The 15,687-nt window shown below is 64.1% G+C and carries 13 protein-coding genes; 4 read left to right on the top strand and 9 right to left on the bottom strand.

The features are described from left to right. Positions 1-63: 63 nt before the first annotated feature. Positions 64-810 (top strand): SDR family oxidoreductase, encoded by a 747-nt coding sequence (locus K5H97_RS12970; protein WP_028692184.1) that lies wholly within the window; start codon positions 64-66, stop codon positions 808-810. A gap of 158 nt (positions 811-968) precedes the next feature. On the opposite strand, the gene K5H97_RS12975 is transcribed toward K5H97_RS12970, so the two are convergent. The 4 genes from K5H97_RS12975 to ccoG form a co-directional block, all read right to left on the bottom strand. Next, positions 969-3,026, bottom strand: coding sequence for a hybrid sensor histidine kinase/response regulator (locus K5H97_RS12975; protein WP_028692183.1), 2,058 nt, complete (start codon positions 3,024-3,026; stop codon positions 969-971). Positions 3,027-3,102: 76 nt separating this feature from the next. Then, positions 3,103-5,157, bottom strand: coding sequence for a PAS domain-containing sensor histidine kinase (locus K5H97_RS12980; protein WP_081791624.1), 2,055 nt, complete (start codon positions 5,155-5,157; stop codon positions 3,103-3,105). Between the two features lie 65 nt (positions 5,158-5,222). Beyond that, positions 5,223-6,632: a GntR family transcriptional regulator MpaR gene (gene mapR, locus K5H97_RS12985; RefSeq protein WP_028692181.1), complete on the bottom strand. Its 1,410-nt coding sequence runs from the start codon at positions 6,630-6,632 to the stop codon at positions 5,223-5,225. Positions 6,633-6,671: 39 nt separating this feature from the next. Next, complete coding sequence (gene ccoG, locus K5H97_RS12990) at positions 6,672-8,078, bottom strand: cytochrome c oxidase accessory protein CcoG (protein ID WP_028692180.1); 1,407 nt, start codon at positions 8,076-8,078, stop codon at positions 6,672-6,674. Positions 8,079-8,347: 269 nt separating this feature from the next. Here ccoG and K5H97_RS12995 point away from each other — a divergent pair, with 269 nt between their 5' ends. Further along, positions 8,348-8,884, top strand: a complete 537-nt coding sequence (locus tag K5H97_RS12995; RefSeq protein WP_028692179.1) for an MgtC/SapB family protein — start codon at positions 8,348-8,350, stop codon at positions 8,882-8,884. A gap of 539 nt (positions 8,885-9,423) precedes the next feature. Here the strand turns inward: K5H97_RS12995 and K5H97_RS13000 are convergent. The 3 genes from K5H97_RS13000 to K5H97_RS13010 form a co-directional block, all read right to left on the bottom strand. Then, positions 9,424-10,323 (bottom strand): hydroxymethylglutaryl-CoA lyase, encoded by a 900-nt coding sequence (locus tag K5H97_RS13000; RefSeq protein WP_028692178.1) that lies wholly within the window; start codon positions 10,321-10,323, stop codon positions 9,424-9,426. 20 nt (positions 10,324-10,343) lie between these two features. Beyond that, a complete protein-coding gene (locus K5H97_RS13005) occupies positions 10,344-10,745 on the bottom strand; it encodes a MerR family transcriptional regulator (protein ID WP_028692177.1) in 402 nt (133 codons plus the stop codon). 221 nt (positions 10,746-10,966) lie between these two features. After that, positions 10,967-11,839, bottom strand: a complete 873-nt coding sequence (locus tag K5H97_RS13010; protein WP_028692176.1) for a helix-turn-helix domain-containing protein — start codon at positions 11,837-11,839, stop codon at positions 10,967-10,969. Positions 11,840-12,005: 166 nt separating this feature from the next. Here K5H97_RS13010 and pobA point away from each other — a divergent pair, with 166 nt between their 5' ends. Continuing rightward, entirely contained in the window at positions 12,006-13,193 is a 1,188-nt protein-coding gene (gene pobA / locus K5H97_RS13015; RefSeq protein WP_028692175.1) for a 4-hydroxybenzoate 3-monooxygenase, read from the top strand. Positions 13,194-13,243: 50 nt separating this feature from the next. Here pobA and K5H97_RS13020 read toward each other — a convergent pair whose 3' ends face one another. Further along, the gene (locus K5H97_RS13020) at positions 13,244-13,888 is read right to left on the bottom strand and encodes an ankyrin repeat domain-containing protein (protein ID WP_028692174.1); all 645 of its coding nucleotides are present in this window, start codon (positions 13,886-13,888) and stop codon (positions 13,244-13,246) included. Between the two features lie 159 nt (positions 13,889-14,047). On the opposite strand from K5H97_RS13020, the gene K5H97_RS13025 reads away from it, so the two are divergent. Further along, on the top strand, positions 14,048-14,929 hold the full coding sequence (locus K5H97_RS13025; RefSeq protein WP_028692173.1) for a LysR substrate-binding domain-containing protein: 882 nt from the start codon (positions 14,048-14,050) through the stop codon (positions 14,927-14,929). 17 nt (positions 14,930-14,946) lie between these two features. Here K5H97_RS13025 and K5H97_RS13030 read toward each other — a convergent pair whose 3' ends face one another. Further along, positions 14,947-15,675, bottom strand: coding sequence for a DUF899 domain-containing protein (locus K5H97_RS13030; protein WP_028692172.1), 729 nt, complete (start codon positions 15,673-15,675; stop codon positions 14,947-14,949). Positions 15,676-15,687: the final 12 nt, after the last annotated feature.

Below are 15,687 nucleotides of genomic sequence, written 5' to 3' on the forward strand. Positions count from 1 at the left end.
GGTTTTCAAGTGATGGCATTTCCCCTAGTCTTGTAGGTCTTTTCCTGGCTACTTGGCAGACTCATGGACAAGGTTATCGTCATCACCGGCGCCAGCCGAGGCATCGGCGCCGCCACCGCGTTGCTGGCGGCGCAACAGGGTTACCGAATCTGCATCAACTATCACGCTGACGACCAGGCCGCACAGGCGATGCTGGCGCAGGTCCGTGCGCTGGGCGCCGAGGCGATCGCCGTGCGTGCCGACGCCAGCGTCGAGGATGAGGTGGTGCGATTGTTCCAGTGCGTCGATCAGGAGCTCGGGCCGGTTACCGCCCTGGTCAACAATGCCGGCACCATTGGCCAGCAGAGCCGTGTCGAGGACATGTCCGAGTTCCGCCTGCTCAAGGTGATGAAGACCAACGTGATCGGCCCGATCCTGTGCGCCAAGCACGCCTTGCTGCGCATGACTCGCCGCCATGGTGGGCAGGGCGGGGCGATCGTCAACGTCTCGTCGATGGCCGCGCGACTGGGCTCGCCCAACGAGTACGTCGACTATGCCGCTTCCAAGGGAGCCCTGGATACCTTTACGGTGGGCCTGGCCAGGGAAGTGGCTGGCGAGGGCGTGCGGGTCAATGGTGTGCGGCCGGGTTACATCCACACCGGCTTCCATGCCCTTAGCGGCGATCCGGAGCGCGTAAGCAAGCTTGAGCCAGGCCTGCCGATGGGACGCGGCGGCCAACCTGAAGAGGTGGCGGAGGCGATCCTTTGGCTGTTGTCGGAAAAGGCGTCGTACGCGACCGGCACCTTCATTGATCTGAGTGGCGGGCGCTAGTGTCCTGTCTCGGAAATACGTTCTCTTTTGGCGAGTGGCCTGGGTGTTCGGGCAAGGCGCCGCGACGAGTCATAGCAGGGCTGTGGCGAGGCGTGGCAACGCCGGCCGGGCGGCCAAGACGCCGTCAAAAGTGAACAGCCTATTTCCGAGACACGACACTAGTGGTATTCGCGCAGCAACAGATCAACCTGATCCACCAGCTTCTCGAGATCAAAAGGCTTGGTCAGTACGCGGGTTCTTTGCGGTAGGGGGCCATCCTCGAGCACCGCATTGGCATCGTAGCCGGTGATGAACAGCACCGGCAGCGAAGGGTGGCGCTGGCGCATGGCCTGGGCGACCTGGCGGCCATTCATGCCACAGGGCAGGCCAATGTCGGTGATCAGCAGGTCGAACGTCTGGTCTGCCTCGAGCGCAGCCGGGCCGGTGGCGTAGCCTTCGACCTCGTGCCCCAGCTCCTCGAGCACTTCGGCGATCACCAGGCGTAACGCGTCCTGGTCCTCGACCAGCAGTACCCGCCTTCCGGGGCTGCGAGTCGACAGCGGTGACGCAGCTTTTGCAGGCGCAAGCTGGGCAACGGTGTCATGCCTGGGCAGATACAGGTGGATGCAGGTACCTTCACCTGGCGGGGAGCTGATCTGCAGTTGTCCACCTGACTGACGGACAAAACCATAGACCATGGACAGGCCAAGCCCGGTGCTTTGTCCAATAGGTTTGGTGGTGAAGAAGGGTTCGAGCGCGCGATCGATCACCTCCGGTGGCATTCCCCGTCCCGTGTCGTTGACGCTCAAGCGCAGGTAGGGGCCGGGAAGAAGATCCAGTGACTGGGCGGTTTCCTGCGTCACCTCCAGCGCGACGCAGCGGATGCTGATGCGACCGCCAGCAGGCATGGCGTCCCGAGCATTGATGCACAGGTTGAGCAGGGCGCTTTCCAGTTGCGGTGGATCGATGAATACCGTGCCGCTTTCCTGCTCGAAATCACTGTGCACCGCGATGGCCGGGCCTACGCTGCGGCTGATCAGGTCTTCCATGCCTTCCACCAGCGTGCTCAGGCGAGTCGCCTGGGGCAGCAAGGTCTGGCGGCGGGAAAATGCCAGCAGGCGCTGTACCAGCGTGGCAGCTCGTTGCGCGGACTCACAGGCGCTGTTCAACAATGGGGGGACTTCGGCGTAGCGGGCCTTCTGCAGCCGTTGACGCATCAACTCCTGGGCGCCGAGTATGCTGCCGAGCAAGTTGTTGAAGTCGTGGGCGATGCCGCCGGTGAGCTGGCCTACGGCTTCCATTTTCTGTACCTGGCGCAGTGCTTCCTCGGTCTCGAGCAGGCGCTTCTGCTCGCTGACCTGGCGGGTGATGTCGTAGGCGAACAGGTAGGCGCCGACGATCTCGCCGGTGCTGTCACGCAAGGGCGTGAAGCGCAGCTCGAAATGACGCCTGTCCCCGCGGCGTCCGTATTCGATCGCCTCGGTATAGCTTTCCCCGGACAGTGCCCTGCGCCAGCGTGTCACCGATCGTTCGCGCTCCTCGGGGAATCCGTCCAGGCGTTCCAGCAGACTGTCGCCAGCCTTGATCCTGCGGCCGAACAGATAGTCGAAATCCTCGACCGCGCGGGCGTTGACCGCGAGAAAACGCAGCGAGGTGTCGACCACCTGCACCTGGGCGACACTGTGCTCGACCAGCTCGGCGAGCAGGCTGCGCTCAGCCAGTGCGGTGGTGACTCGCTGTTCGAGGTGGTCGTTGAGTTGTTGCAGCGCGGTTTCGGCGCGACGTCGTTCGGTGACATCCTTGAACAGCACGGCTACCTGGCGCTTGTCGGCAGGTTCGATACGGAACGTGGTGACCGACAGCACCCGCCCGGTGGCTACCAGTTCCTGTTCGAACTGCAAGGGCTCACCGGTGCGTAGTACCTGGCCATAGCGGGCCACCCAGTCGTCGGCTTCGTCTGGCACCATCTCCCGCAGTTTCTGTCCGACAACATTGGGAATCCCGGCATGGCGGGCGTAGGCGGCGTTGGCGAGGACATGGACGTAGTCGCTCAGCGGACCGTGGGGACCGTCGAAGAATTCGATGACGCAGAAGCCTTCGTCCATCGTGTCGAAGAGAAAACGAAACAGGTCCGGATCATGCCAGGGTGGGGTGGCCAGTTCGGCCTCCAGCAAGCTGTTGCGCTGGCGTAGGCGTTCAACTTCCAGGCGCAGGGACTGTAGTTCGCGCGAGGGCATTCGGGCATCCGTCGAGGTGGAGTCAGCTACGCTAATCGCCTGCAGGTGTGCCTGTCCAGTCACACCGCTCAAGGATCTACGCGGGCTTGCTTCGCGCGGCGATCAGCAGCTCCTCCACTTTGGCGGTCAGTCGTGTCAGTTCGAAGGGTTTGTGCAGCAGGGCGATTGGCGGCGAGCCTGATATCCGACTGTTGTCGATGGCGCCGTCGTAACCGGTGATGAACAGGGCAGGTACATGCTCATCGATGGCCCAGCAGGCATTGGCGACCTGGTAGCCATCGAGATCTCCCGGCAGCCCGATATCCACCACCAGCATGTCTGGCCGAATACCTTCGGCCAGGGCGTGCAGGACCGTATGGCCGTCCTCGTAGTCCTGCACCTGGAAACCGTGTTCCTCCAGGACTTCCCGCATCACCAGGCGCAACGTCGTTTGATCCTCCACCAGCAGAATGAGCGACTGTCCAGTGCTCGAGGGTTTGATCATCTGCTCTGTGTCATCGGCCTGAGGCGTTGAGCCTGGCAGCCCGCGTGGCAGATACAGGTGAATACAGGTACCGTGTCCCGGTGCGCTGTCGATGCTCAGTTGGCCGGCCGACTGGCGTACGAAGCCGTAGGCCATGGACAGGCCCAACCCGGTGCCTTGCCCCAGGGGCTTGGTGGTGAAAAAAGGTTCGGCGGCACGCGCGCTGATTTCCTGGGGCATGCCGCAGCCGTTATCCTCGACCTGTATATGCAGATACTGCCCTGCGGGAAGTTGAAGACTTGCTGCTTGCGCTGCATCCATCTGGCAATTGGCACTGCTGATGCGCAAGGTGCCACCCTGTGTCATGGCGTCCCGCGCGTTGATGCACAAATTGAGCAGGGTGCTTTCCAGCTGTGATGGATCGACGCAGACCAGCCATTGGCCGGCGAGCGTGGCATCGACGTACTCGATATGTCTGTCGAGGGAGCTGTGGATCAGGTCGTGCATGTCGGCCACCAGGTGGTGTGCATCCACCGGCTGAGGCACCAGCGCCTGCTGGCGGGCGAAAGCCAGCAGGCGCTGGACCAGGGCAGTGGCGCGCGAGGTGTTCTGCCGGGCAATGCCGAGCATGTGCCTGCTGTCCTGCTGACGGCCCTGCGTCATACGCTTGTCTGCCAGCTCCAGCGCGCCGACGATGCCGCCGAGCAGGTTGTTGAAGTCATGGGCAATGCCACCGGTCAATTGGCCGATGGCTTCCATTTTCTGTGATTGGCGAAGGGCCTCCTCGGCCTGGCTCAGGCGCTCCTGCTCCAGCACGCGACTGGTGATGTCGTAGGCGAACAGATAACCCCCACATATCTGGCCTTCGGCATCGCGCAACGGGTTGTAGCGCATTTCGTAGTGGCGCGGGGCATCGGGCGGGCCGATGCTGACCATTTCGATGAATGACTCGCCGGCGATCACCCGCGGCCAGAGCGGTTGAAACTTTTCCATGATCTGCGGTTGGCCGGCCAGGATCTCCCGGACATGGTCGCCAACCTTGGGTGAAATGCCATGCAGCCGCTCGAAGGTTTCCCGGGCCGTGCGGTTAATCGCCACCAGGCGCAGACTACAGTCTGCGGCAAACACGTTGGCCAGGCTGTGGTCCACCAGTTCGCCGAGCAATCTGCTGTTGGTTTCGGCCCTGTCCATGCGCTTCTCCGCCTGCTCGTACAGAAGGTCTCGTGCCTGTTGGCTGGCAGGGACCCCGGTAAACAGCACGGCCACGCGCCTGTCACTGGCCCGGCCCAGGCGATGGGCCGAGATGGAGAGCAGACGGTCGCTGATCTTCAGGCGTTGCTCGAAATGTGTCGACTGCCCGGTGCGCAGTACCTCGGCGAAACGGGGCACCCAGGCGTCGGCTTCGTCGGGGATGAGCTCGCGCACCGTCTGTCCCATCTGCTTGTCGTGGCCGGTGTGGCGCAGGCAGGCGTCGTTGCTGAGGATATAGCGGTAATCGCTCAGCGGTCCGTGGGGGCCATCGAGCAGTTCCAGCACACAGAACCCTTCGGCCATGTGTGTACTTAGCATCGCGAAACAGGCTCGTTCGAGATCGTGCCTGGCGAGCTGTGCCTCAAGCTCGCCGATGCGGGCCAGCAGCTGCTCGGGTGATGCTGGATAGTCTGGCATGGGCGGGATCCAGGCAAAGTGCTGCGAAACTATAGCCGTTCAACCTGGCTACCGCCATTGCTGGACTAGAACGACCGCACGATCCGCCCCAAGGTCTCCATGGCCTGTTCCGCGCCATCGCCCCACGGGCTGCCGTAGTTCAGGCGGATGCAGTTGCCGAAGCGTCGGGTCGGCGAGAAGATCGGCCCCGGCGCGATGCTGATGCCCTGGGCCAGGGCCATATGGAACAGCTTCAGGGCGTCCATCTGCTCGGGCAGCTCCAGCCACAGGAAATAGCCCCCAGACGGCTGGCTGACCCGGGTCTGCGCCGGAAAATGGCGGGCGATGGCGGCCAGCATGTTGGCCTGCTGACCTTCCAGGGCGTAGCGCAGCTTGCGTAGGTGGCGATCGTAGCCGCCGTGCTGCAGGTAGTCGGCAATCGCCGCCTGGGCCGGCATCGAGGCGCACAGCGAGGTCATCAGCTTGAGCCGCTCGATCTTCTGCGCAAAGCGTCCGGCCGCCACCCAGCCGATCCGGTAGCCCGGCGCCAGGCTCTTGGCGAACGAGCCGCAGTGCATCACCAGGCCCTCGGTATCGAAGGCCTTGGCCGGCTTCGGCGCTTGCTGCGAGTAGTACAGCTCGGCGTAGACGTCGTCCTCGATCAGCGGCACCTGGTGGCGACGCAGCAGCTCGACCAGTTCCTGCTTCTTGGCCTCCGGCATGCTGGCGCCCACCGGGTTCTGGAAGTTGGTCATGCACCACACGGCTTTGACCGGGTGTTTCTCCAGGGTCTGGGCCAGCACGCCGAGGTCCATGCCCTCGCGCGGGTGCACCGGGATTTCCACCGCCTTGAGCTTGAGGCGTTCGAGTACCTGCAGGCAGGCATAGAAGGCCGGTGCCTCGATGGCCACCAGGTCGCCGGGTTGGGTGACGGCCTGCAGGCACAGGTTCAGCGCTTCCAGGGCGCCGTTGGTGATCAGCAGTTCCTCCATCGGCAGCATCAACCCGGCGACCATGTAGCGCAGGGCGATCTGCCGGCGCAGTTGCGGGTTGCCCGGCGACAGGTCGGTGACCACCATGCGCGGGTCCATGGCCCGGCTGGCGCTGGCCAGCGATCGCGACAGGCGTTGCAGGGGGAACAGGGTCGGGCTGGGAAAGGCCGAGCCGAATGGCACGGTGTGCGGATCCTTGATCGAGTCGAGGATCGAGAACACCAGGCCGCTGACATCGACATCGGTGGACTCGCTGGCCGGCGCCTGGGGCTGTGGCTCGCTGAACGGGCGCGGCGCATGGGCATTGACGAAGTAGCCCGAGCGCGGCCGGGCGCGGATCAGGCCGCGCCGCTCCAGCAGGTAGTAGGCCTGGAACACCGTGGACGGGCTGACCCCGTGGGTCTGGCTGGCGTAACGCACCGAAGGTACCCGCTGACCGGGGCCAAGCACCCCGGAGCGGATCAATTCGGCAATGTCATCGGCAAATCGTTCGTAGCGTTTCATTAGGGTCTGGGCAGGCAAGGTGGTGGTCAGTGTAGGGGATCAGCGATTCATCGGCGCGACGAAACGGCTGTGCGCGGTGCTGCGGATGCCGGGCTGGTCGCTGTCCTGGATCTCGAATGCCAGCTCCTGGGAGCTGCTGCTCGGGCGATCGGCTAGCATCGCCACCGACACCGGCAGCTCGCTCATCTCGCCGGCGGCGAGGGTGAACTCGGTACGCCCGTGCAGCTCGAAGCCGTCGGCGTCCACCAGGCGCAGGCGATAGTGCTGCGGTTCCTGGGTCTTGTTGATGATCTTGAGCAGGTAGATGTTCTCGATCTGGCCCAGAGCGTTCTCGCGGAACAGGCCGCGGTCCTTGATCACGTCCATCGATACCATCGGGCGCATCTGCAGGGCGACCACCAGTGCGCCGATCATCACTGTCAGCGCGGCGGCGTAGCCCAGCAGGCGAGGGCGCATCCAGTGGGTCTTGCCGCCTTGCAGGTTGTGCTCTGACTTGTAGCCAATCAGGCCACGGGCATAGTTCATCTTGTCCATCACCCCGTCGCAGGCGTCGATGCAGGCGGCGCAGCCGATGCAGGCCATCTGCAGGCCCTCGCGAATATCGATGCCGGTAGGGCAGACCTGCACGCACAGGGTGCAGTCGATGCAGTCGCCCAGGCCCTGGCTGCGCGGGTCGCTGCCTTTCTTGCGCGGGCCACGGGCTTCGCCGCGGCTGGGATCGTAGGCCACCGCCAGGGTGTCCTTGTCGAACATCACGCTCTGGAACCGCGCATAGGGGCACATGTGCATGCACACGGCCTCGCGCAGCCAGCCGGCATTGAGGTAGGTGGCGCCGGTGAAGAACAGGATCCAGAACAGCGCCACGCCGCCCAGCTCGAAGCTGAACAGCTCGGCGGCCAGCGGGCGGATCGGGGTGAAGTAGCCGACGAAAGTCAGCCCGGTGAGTAGGCCGATGGCCAGCCACAGGCCATGCTTGAGGCCGCGCCGGGCGATTTTCTCGACGCCCCAGGGCGCGGCGGCCAGCTTGATGCGCTGGTTGCGGTCGCCTTCGGCGATCTTCTCGCACCACATGAACAGCCAGGTCCAGGTGCTCTGCGGGCAGCTGTACCCGCACCAGACGCGGCCGGCAAACACGGTGATGGCGAACAGGCCGAAGGCACAGATGATCAGCAGCGCCGAGAGCAGGATGAAATCCTGCGGCCAGAAGGTTGCGCCGAAGATGTGGAATTTGCTTTCGGCCAGGTCCCATAGCACAGCCTGGCGGTCGCCCCACTGCAACCAGGCGGTGCCGAAGAACAGCGCGAACAGCAACCCGGCAAAGGCGATCCGCAGGTTGCGGTAGAAGCCGGTGAAGCTGCGGGTGTGGATGCCACCGGCCACCTGGCTTTTGCTCTTGTTGACGGCGGGGGCAATTTCGATGACTCGGAAGGGGATTCTATCGCTCATGGTTCATCGCTCATCAGGCCTCGATCAGGCCATGGCACTATGGCCCCCGATCTGTTTTCAGCACAGGCCCAGGTATTGAGATAAAAACCATATCAGATGAGTGCCCTATCTGCTTAGGCCCCGGCTTTCAACGCCTTGAGCGCTTGGTTGCAGATGCCTGCGGCTATCCACCGCACCTCTGCCAGCGTATGAGGAGTTCCGTTAGGCCAAGCGCAACGCACGCGGCGCGTGTGCTGCGGTCTTCTGTAGAAGACACCGGGAGGCTACCGATGGACGCATTCTGGCATTCGATCCTTGAGGCTTTGCACAGCGAATTCGCCGATGTCACCGACGAGCGCGAGGTTGCCCGTATCTTGATTCGCTTGTTGATGGCGGCTTTGCTGGGGGCGGTGCTGGGCTTCGAGCGCGAGAGCAAGGGCAAGGCGGCGGGGGTGCGCACGCACATGCTGGTTTCGATGGGCGCGGCGTTGTTCGTGCTGGCGCCAAGCATGGCCGGCGCCGACGAGCAGGCGTTGAGCCGGGTGATCCAGGGCATCGTCGCCGGCATAGGCTTTCTCGGGGCGGGCACGATTCTCAAGGGCAACAGCCAGGATGCCAGCCACGTCAAGGGCCTGACCACCGCTGCCGGACTGTGGATGACCGCGGCTATCGGTACCGCCGCAGGCATGGGACGCGAGGCCACGGCACTGGTGAGCACCGTGATGGCGCTGCTGGTGCTGGCCAGCATGCCGCTGCTGGTGGACAAGGTCGAGGGCGAGGTACGGGAGAAGAAGGGCGGTGAGAACGAGGAGGGCAGGAAGCACTGAGGGGAGCCGAAGCTCCCCTCATAAGCGTTGTTGCCTGCTCTTTTCTTATTATTGGAGACGAGCCTATTGTTGTTTTTGTCGGCGGTTGTCTCTGCATTGCGGGGCCCCCAACCGGGGCCAAGAGCAAACGTATTTTTTTGAGCGCTGACTTGCGTTCATCCAACGTGATCCAACCTTGACTGCCGCTACCTTGGAGGTAGTTTTATTGTTCTGTGTCAGGCTGCGGGGGCGGCCCCCTGGAAAGCACGTCGACTCCAAAAAAATCTGCTTGCTACGCCTCTGCCGTGTTGTTCTTGTTATGTCAGAGCCGTTTACTGTTGTTTTTATTGGGTATCGCGTTTTTTTGTTCTTGTTATGCCAAAAGATATAGCAGATGGCGTGCCAACTTTTAAAAGTCCTTAAAATTCAATGGTTTAATGGATTTCCCTCAAAAGGTGGCACGTGAAATTCTGTCGAATTGTTTCCCTGTTACCCGATTTTTTTCTGGCAAGCGTGTAGGCGGTAACACTCCGCCCACATCTGTGTGACACGCGTATGACTCAGCGCACGCCACGTGCCCGCGCTACCCGCGAACCGGTGGCGCGCCCCAGCACTTCGCTGATGCGCAGGCCGGCGGCGATCAGCTTGTCCAGGTCGATGCCGGTCTCGATGCCCAGCCCCTGTAACAGGTACACCACGTCCTCGCTAGCGACGTTACCGGTGGCACCCTTGGCGTACGGGCAACCGCCCAGCCCGGCCACCGAGCTGTCGAACACGCTGATGCCCTCCAGCAGGCCGGCATAGACGTTGGCCAGGGCTTGGCCATAGGTGTCGTGGAAGTGCCCGGCCAGTTGCTCGCGGGGTACCTGGGCCGCGACCACTTCGAACAGGCGGCGGGTGTCACCGGCGGTGCCGGTGCCGATGGTGTCGCCCAGCGATACCTCGTAGCAGCCCATGTCGTAAAGGGCACGGGCCACCGGCGCGACCTGCTCGGCGCCGATACGCCCCTCGTAGGGGCAGCCGAGCACGCAGGACACATAACCGCGCACCCGCACACCCTGGCTGCGGGCGGCGTCCATAATCGGTTCAAAGCGTTTGAGGCTGTCGCTGATCGAGCAGTTGATGTTGCGCTGCGAGAAGGCTTCCGAGGCCGCCGCGAACACCGCCACTTCCTTCACCCCGGCGGCCAGGGCATCCTCGAAACCGCGCAGGTTGGGTGCCAGGGCCGCATAGGTGACCCCTTCACGCTGGCGGATACCGGCGAACACCTCGGCGGAGCCGGCCATCTGCGGCACCCACTTGGGCGAGACGAAACTGCCCACTTCGATGTAGCCGAGCCCGGCGTCGGTGAGGTCGTCCACCAGTTGCACCTTGTCGGCGACGCTGATGGGCTGGGCTTCGTTCTGCAGGCCGTCGCGCGGGCCGACTTCGACCAGACGGACATTCTTGGGCAATGACATGGCGGGTTTCCTGTGGCGGATCAACGGTGGGGGTGCGACGGGTTCAGGGTGGCGGCCAGGGCCTGCTCGCAGCGCTCCTGGGCGGTGTCCAGCTCCAGGTGCATCTGCTGGATGTCGAGCATCTGCTGTTCGAGCTGGGCGCGGCGTTCGGCGATCTTGGCCAGCATGCTGGTGAGCTGCTTCTGGTTGCCGCTGGTGGGGTCGTAGAGCTCGATCAGTTCCCGGCACTCGGCCAGCGAGAAGCCGATGCGCTTGCCCCGCAGGATCAGCTTGAGGGTGACCTTGTCGCGCGCCGAGTAGATGCGCTCCAGGCCACGGCGCTCGGGGCTGAGCAGGCCCTGTTCCTCGTAGAAGCGGATGGCGCGGGTGGTGATGTCCAGCTCGCGGGACAGGTCGGAGATGCTGTAGGTCTGGCTGCTCATGCTTGGGCTCGGGGGAGGGAATGCAAGTAACCTAATGCCAGGTTGACGTATACGTCAAGCGGACCTCCATGGGAGTTTGGGCCCCTGTGGGAGCGGCCTTGTGTCGCGAAAGGGGCGCGTAGCGGCCCCAAACCAACAGTAGCGCTGCAAAAAGCTGGGGCCGCTTTGCAGCCCTTTCGCGCCGCTCCTACAGGGATCGCGCAAGGCTAGTGGGGCTTGTTTCAGGTATTGACCGACCTGCGGTATTCCTTGGGCGTCCGGCCATCGAGCCGCTTGAAGAACCGCGCAAAGTAGGTCGGATCGCTGAACCCCAGGCTGTCGGACAACTGGCTGATGCTCATGCGGGTATACGCCAGATTACGCCGTGCCTCGAGCAGCAGGCGCTGGTGGATCACCTGCAACGCCGATTGCCCGGCCAACGCTCGGCACAGCTGGTTCAACTGCAGGCTGGTGATGCCCAGCCGGCTGGCGAAGTCGTCCACGGCAAGGTGCTCGCGGTAATGCGCCTCGACCAGGCGCAGGTAACGCCCCAGCAACTGCTGGTCCCGTTCGTCCTGGTTACGCGCGGGCAAGGCCTGCTGCTGGCGGTGGATCCAGACCATCAGCGCGGTGACCAGCGCCTGCAGCAGGGGGCCTCGTGCCGGCGCGCTGCCTTGATACTCCTGCTGCAGCGTGTCGATCAGCCCGTGCAGGCGCAGACGATCCTGGCCCAGCGGGTAACAGCGGGCAGCGGTCAGTACGCTCAAGGGAGCGCCGAGGCGCTGTTCCAGATCGACCACCAGGGCCGTGCCGAAGGTCAGTACGTGCCCCTGGATATCGGCGCTGAAGCGAAAACCATGCACGGTGAGCGGCGGCACCACCTGGATCGCCGCCTCGCGAATCACCCGGCGCTCGCCCTCGATCTCCACCTGGGCCTCGCCCCGCTGCACATAGAGAAGCTGGAACAGCTCGGCATGCCGATGCGGTTTGATTTCCCAATGGTGCAGGCGGCTGCGCGCCGGGATCGACTCGCAGTGCAGCAGGTCGGTGTCCGGCCAGGCGTGATGTTCGCCGTACAGCTGGAACAGCGGGATGCCGGGGAGCGGGATGTGCATGAAGGATTGTCCGTTAATCGAACGAATTTTTGAAAAGTGCAGTTTTTGACACAGATATCACACGTTTCGCCCAAGGTTCGCCAGTAAAAATACAGGTGCAAACCCTAACAGCAGATGTGCGGCCACTGCCAGTACCGGCCGGCATCGTCATCGCGAGACAACAACAATGAAGACTCAGGTTGCAATCATCGGCGCCGGCCCCTCCGGCCTGCTGCTGGGCCAGCTGCTGCAGCGTGCGGGCATCGACACGCTGATCGTCGAGCGCCAGACCCCCGACTATGTGTTGGGACGCATCCGCGCCGGCGTGCTCGAGCAAGGCACGGTCGACCTGCTGCGCGAGGCCGGGGTGGCCGAGCGCATGGACCGTGAAGGGCTGGTACACGAAGGCGTTGAACTGTTGGTCAATGGCCGTCGCCAGCGCCTCGACCTGAAGGCGCTGACCGGCGGCAAGACGGTGATGGTGTACGGTCAGACCGAGGTCACCCGGGACCTGATGCAGGCACGCCAGGCCAGCGGGGCGCCGATCATCTATTCAGCGGACAATGTCCGCCCCCACGCCATCGACGGCGAGCGGCCCTACCTCACCTTCGACAAGGACGGTTGTCAGCACCGGGTCGATTGCGACTATATCGCCGGCTGCGACGGCTTCCACGGAGTGGCGCGCCAGAGCATTCCGGCCGACGTGCTGAAGATGTACGAGCGGGTCTATCCGTTTGGCTGGCTGGGGTTGCTGGCCGACACCCCACCGGTCAACCACGAGCTGATCTATGCCCACCACGAACGCGGCTTCGTCTTGTGCAGCCAGCGCTCGCAGACCCGCAGCCGCTATTACCTGCAAGTGCCTTTGCAGGAGCGGGTGGAGGACTGGCCAGACGCGCGCTTCTGGGATGAGCTCAAGGCGCGCCTGCCGGCGGAGGTGGCCGCGCAACTGGTCACGGGGCCGGCGCTGGAGAAGAGCATCGCGCCGCTGCGCAGCCATGTGCTCGAGCCCATGCAGCATGGCCGGTTGTTTCTGGTGGGCGACGCCGCCCATATCGTCCCGCCCACCGGCGCCAAGGGGCTGAACCTGGCGGCGTCGGACGTAAACTACCTGTATCGGATCCTGGTCAAGGTGTACCGCGAGGGCCGCACCGACCTGCTGGCGCAGTACTCGCCGCTGGCCTTGCGGCGGGTGTGGAAGGGCGAGCGTTTCAGCTGGTTCATGACTCGGCTGCTGCATGATTTCGGCGCGCATCAGGACGACTGGGACCGCAAGATGCAGGAGGCCGACCGCGAGTACTACCTTGGTTCGCCGGCCGGCCTTGCCAATATTGCCGAGAACTACGTTGGGCTGCCGTTCGAGGCTGTGGAATAGAACAGTGGGGGACCGCTTTGCGGTCCAATCGCCGGCAACGACGCCAGGTTCTACTGCTCCAAGAGCGTCACCATCTCCCGGTATCCGCGCTGGCGGGCGTGCTCCAGCGCGGTCACACCCTCCTTGTCGGTGATCCGCGGATCTGCTCCGGCCGCCAGCAACCGGCGCACGATCTCCACATACCGAGGGCCGCCATCGCCAAGGATCACCGCCTCAAGCAGCGCGGTCCAGTGCAGGCGGTTGAGGTGGTCGACGTCGACGCCGGCCTCGATCAGCAGTTGCACGGTCTCGACGTGACCGCGCTCGGCCGCCGGGATCAGTGCGGTGCCGCCGTAGCGGTTGGTGCTCTTGAGGTCGGCGCCATGGGCCAGGGTCAGGCGCAGGATGTCGTTGAGCCCGCGCGCGCCGGCATACAGGTAGGGGCTGTCGTTGATGTTGTCCTTGGCGTTGACGTCGGCACCGGCCTCGATCAGCACCTTGGCCACCTCCACCTGGTTGGCATGGGTGGCCACCAGCAGCGCAGTCTGGCCCTGGTCGTTGCGGGTATCAGGCAGGGCGCCACGGTCGAGCAACTGGCGCACGGCAGGGGCGTCACCGTGGCGGGCGGCATCGAGCAAGGGGGGATTCATGGCTGAGGTCTCGGCATGGGTGGCAAGGCTCAGGCTCAACAGCAAGGCGGCGAACGGCAGGCGCATGGTCATCGGTATCCTGATGCGACGAAGCTTGAATGTAGGGCCCTTGTGGTTGTAGGAGAAGTGAATTATCCGGATGGGATCCAGTGTATTTGCGCATGTTGCCGGCACTGGGCGCCCATGGTAGAAGTCAGCCTTGTCATTCAGAAGTCGAATACAGAGATGTCTTCCAGCGTAAAACCGAATAGGGCCTTGTTCGACCTCGACCTGCTGCGCGCCATCGTCGTGGTGGCCGATTGCGGCAGTTTCACCACCGCCGCCGCCCGCCTGCATTCCACCCAGTCGACCATCAGCCAGAAGGTCCGCCGCCTGGAGGACATGGTCGGCCATCGCCTGCTGGTGCGTGGCAACCGCGATGTGTTGCCCACCGATGCCGGGCAGACCTTGCTCGGTTACGCCCGGCACATGCTGGCCCTCAATGACCAGATGCTTGAAGCCCTGGCCGGGGCGATGGTCGGGGTCACCGTGCGCCTGGGCGTGCCGGAGGATTTCGTCGGCGGGCGCACCACCAACGCATTGTCCGCGTTCAGCCGACGCCACCCGCAGGTCAAGCTGGAGGTCACCAGCGGCCTGTGCCGCGATCTCAGCCAGGCCTACGACAACGGTGAACTCGACCTGGTGCTGCTCAAGCAGCGGCGCAACAGCCGCGAGGGCGTGGCCTGCTGGCCAGAGCGTTTGCAGTGGATCGACAGCGCGCGCACGCCGTCCTTCGAGCTCGATCCGATTCCGTTGGTGACCTTTCCGCCACGCGGGCTGTACCGCGACGACATGATCAGCGCGATCGAAGGCATGGGCCGGCGCTGGCGCATCAGCTTTACCAGTTCCAGCCTCAGCGGGATCCAGGCGGCGGTGGCCGACGGCATGGGCATCAGCCTGCTGCCCCCGCGGGCGGCGCTCGACGAGCATCGGGTGCTGGGCGCCGGGCAGGGGCTGCCGGAGGTGGACAGCTACGAAATCGTGATCGTGCACCGGCCAACGGCGGACGCGATGGTCAAGGCGCTGGCCGAGGTGCTGACCGAATTGCTGGCGGTGCAGGCGATCTGACACCACCAGCGAAACGATCAGTCCCCGCAGCAGTGTGACTTGCCTTGGGCCCCGTCATAGCGATCATGATGGCGCACCCAATCCATCGTCCCTTCCTCGTTGCGCCCCAGGGGGGCCACGTCGAGGAAGTTGTAGGCATTGACCAGGATGTCCAGCCCCCGGGCATAGGTGGAGTAGGTGTGGTACAGGCTGCCGTCGGCGTCCCGGTAGAACGCGCTCAATCCGGGCAACTCCGCCTCGTCGCCGCTGTAGGGCTCGTAGTTGTACTGGGCGCTGCCATCGGTGGCGACAGTGACCCCGAAGTCCTGGTTGAAGGTGCTGCCGTGCGAGGAATACCACGGGAACTGCCAGCCCATGCGCTGGCGGAACGCCTGGAATTCGCCATAGGGTGCCCGTGACACCGCCACCAGCGACACGTCATGGTGGGCCAGGTGCAGGTTGGCGCCGTCGAAATGATCGGCGAGGAAGGAGCAGCCCGGGCAGCCTTCGCTCCAGCCCCCGGCGAACATGAAGTGATAGACCAGCAGTTGGCTGCGCCCGGCGAACAGCTCGGCCAGACTCAGCTCACCGTGTGGGCCCTGGAAACGATAGTCCTGCTCCACCTGCACCCAGGGCAAGGCGCGGCGGGCAGCGGCAAGTTCATCGCGTTGATGGGTAAAGGCTTTCTCGTGCAACCAGAGTTGCCGGCGGGCGGCGAGCCATTGGCTGCGCGTGACCACGGCATGCTTGGGGGTGGAATGGCTCATGGGCGTGACTCC

Source organism: Pseudomonas mosselii (genome assembly GCF_019823065.1).
GTDB lineage: Bacteria > Pseudomonadota > Gammaproteobacteria > Pseudomonadales > Pseudomonadaceae > Aquipseudomonas > Aquipseudomonas mosselii.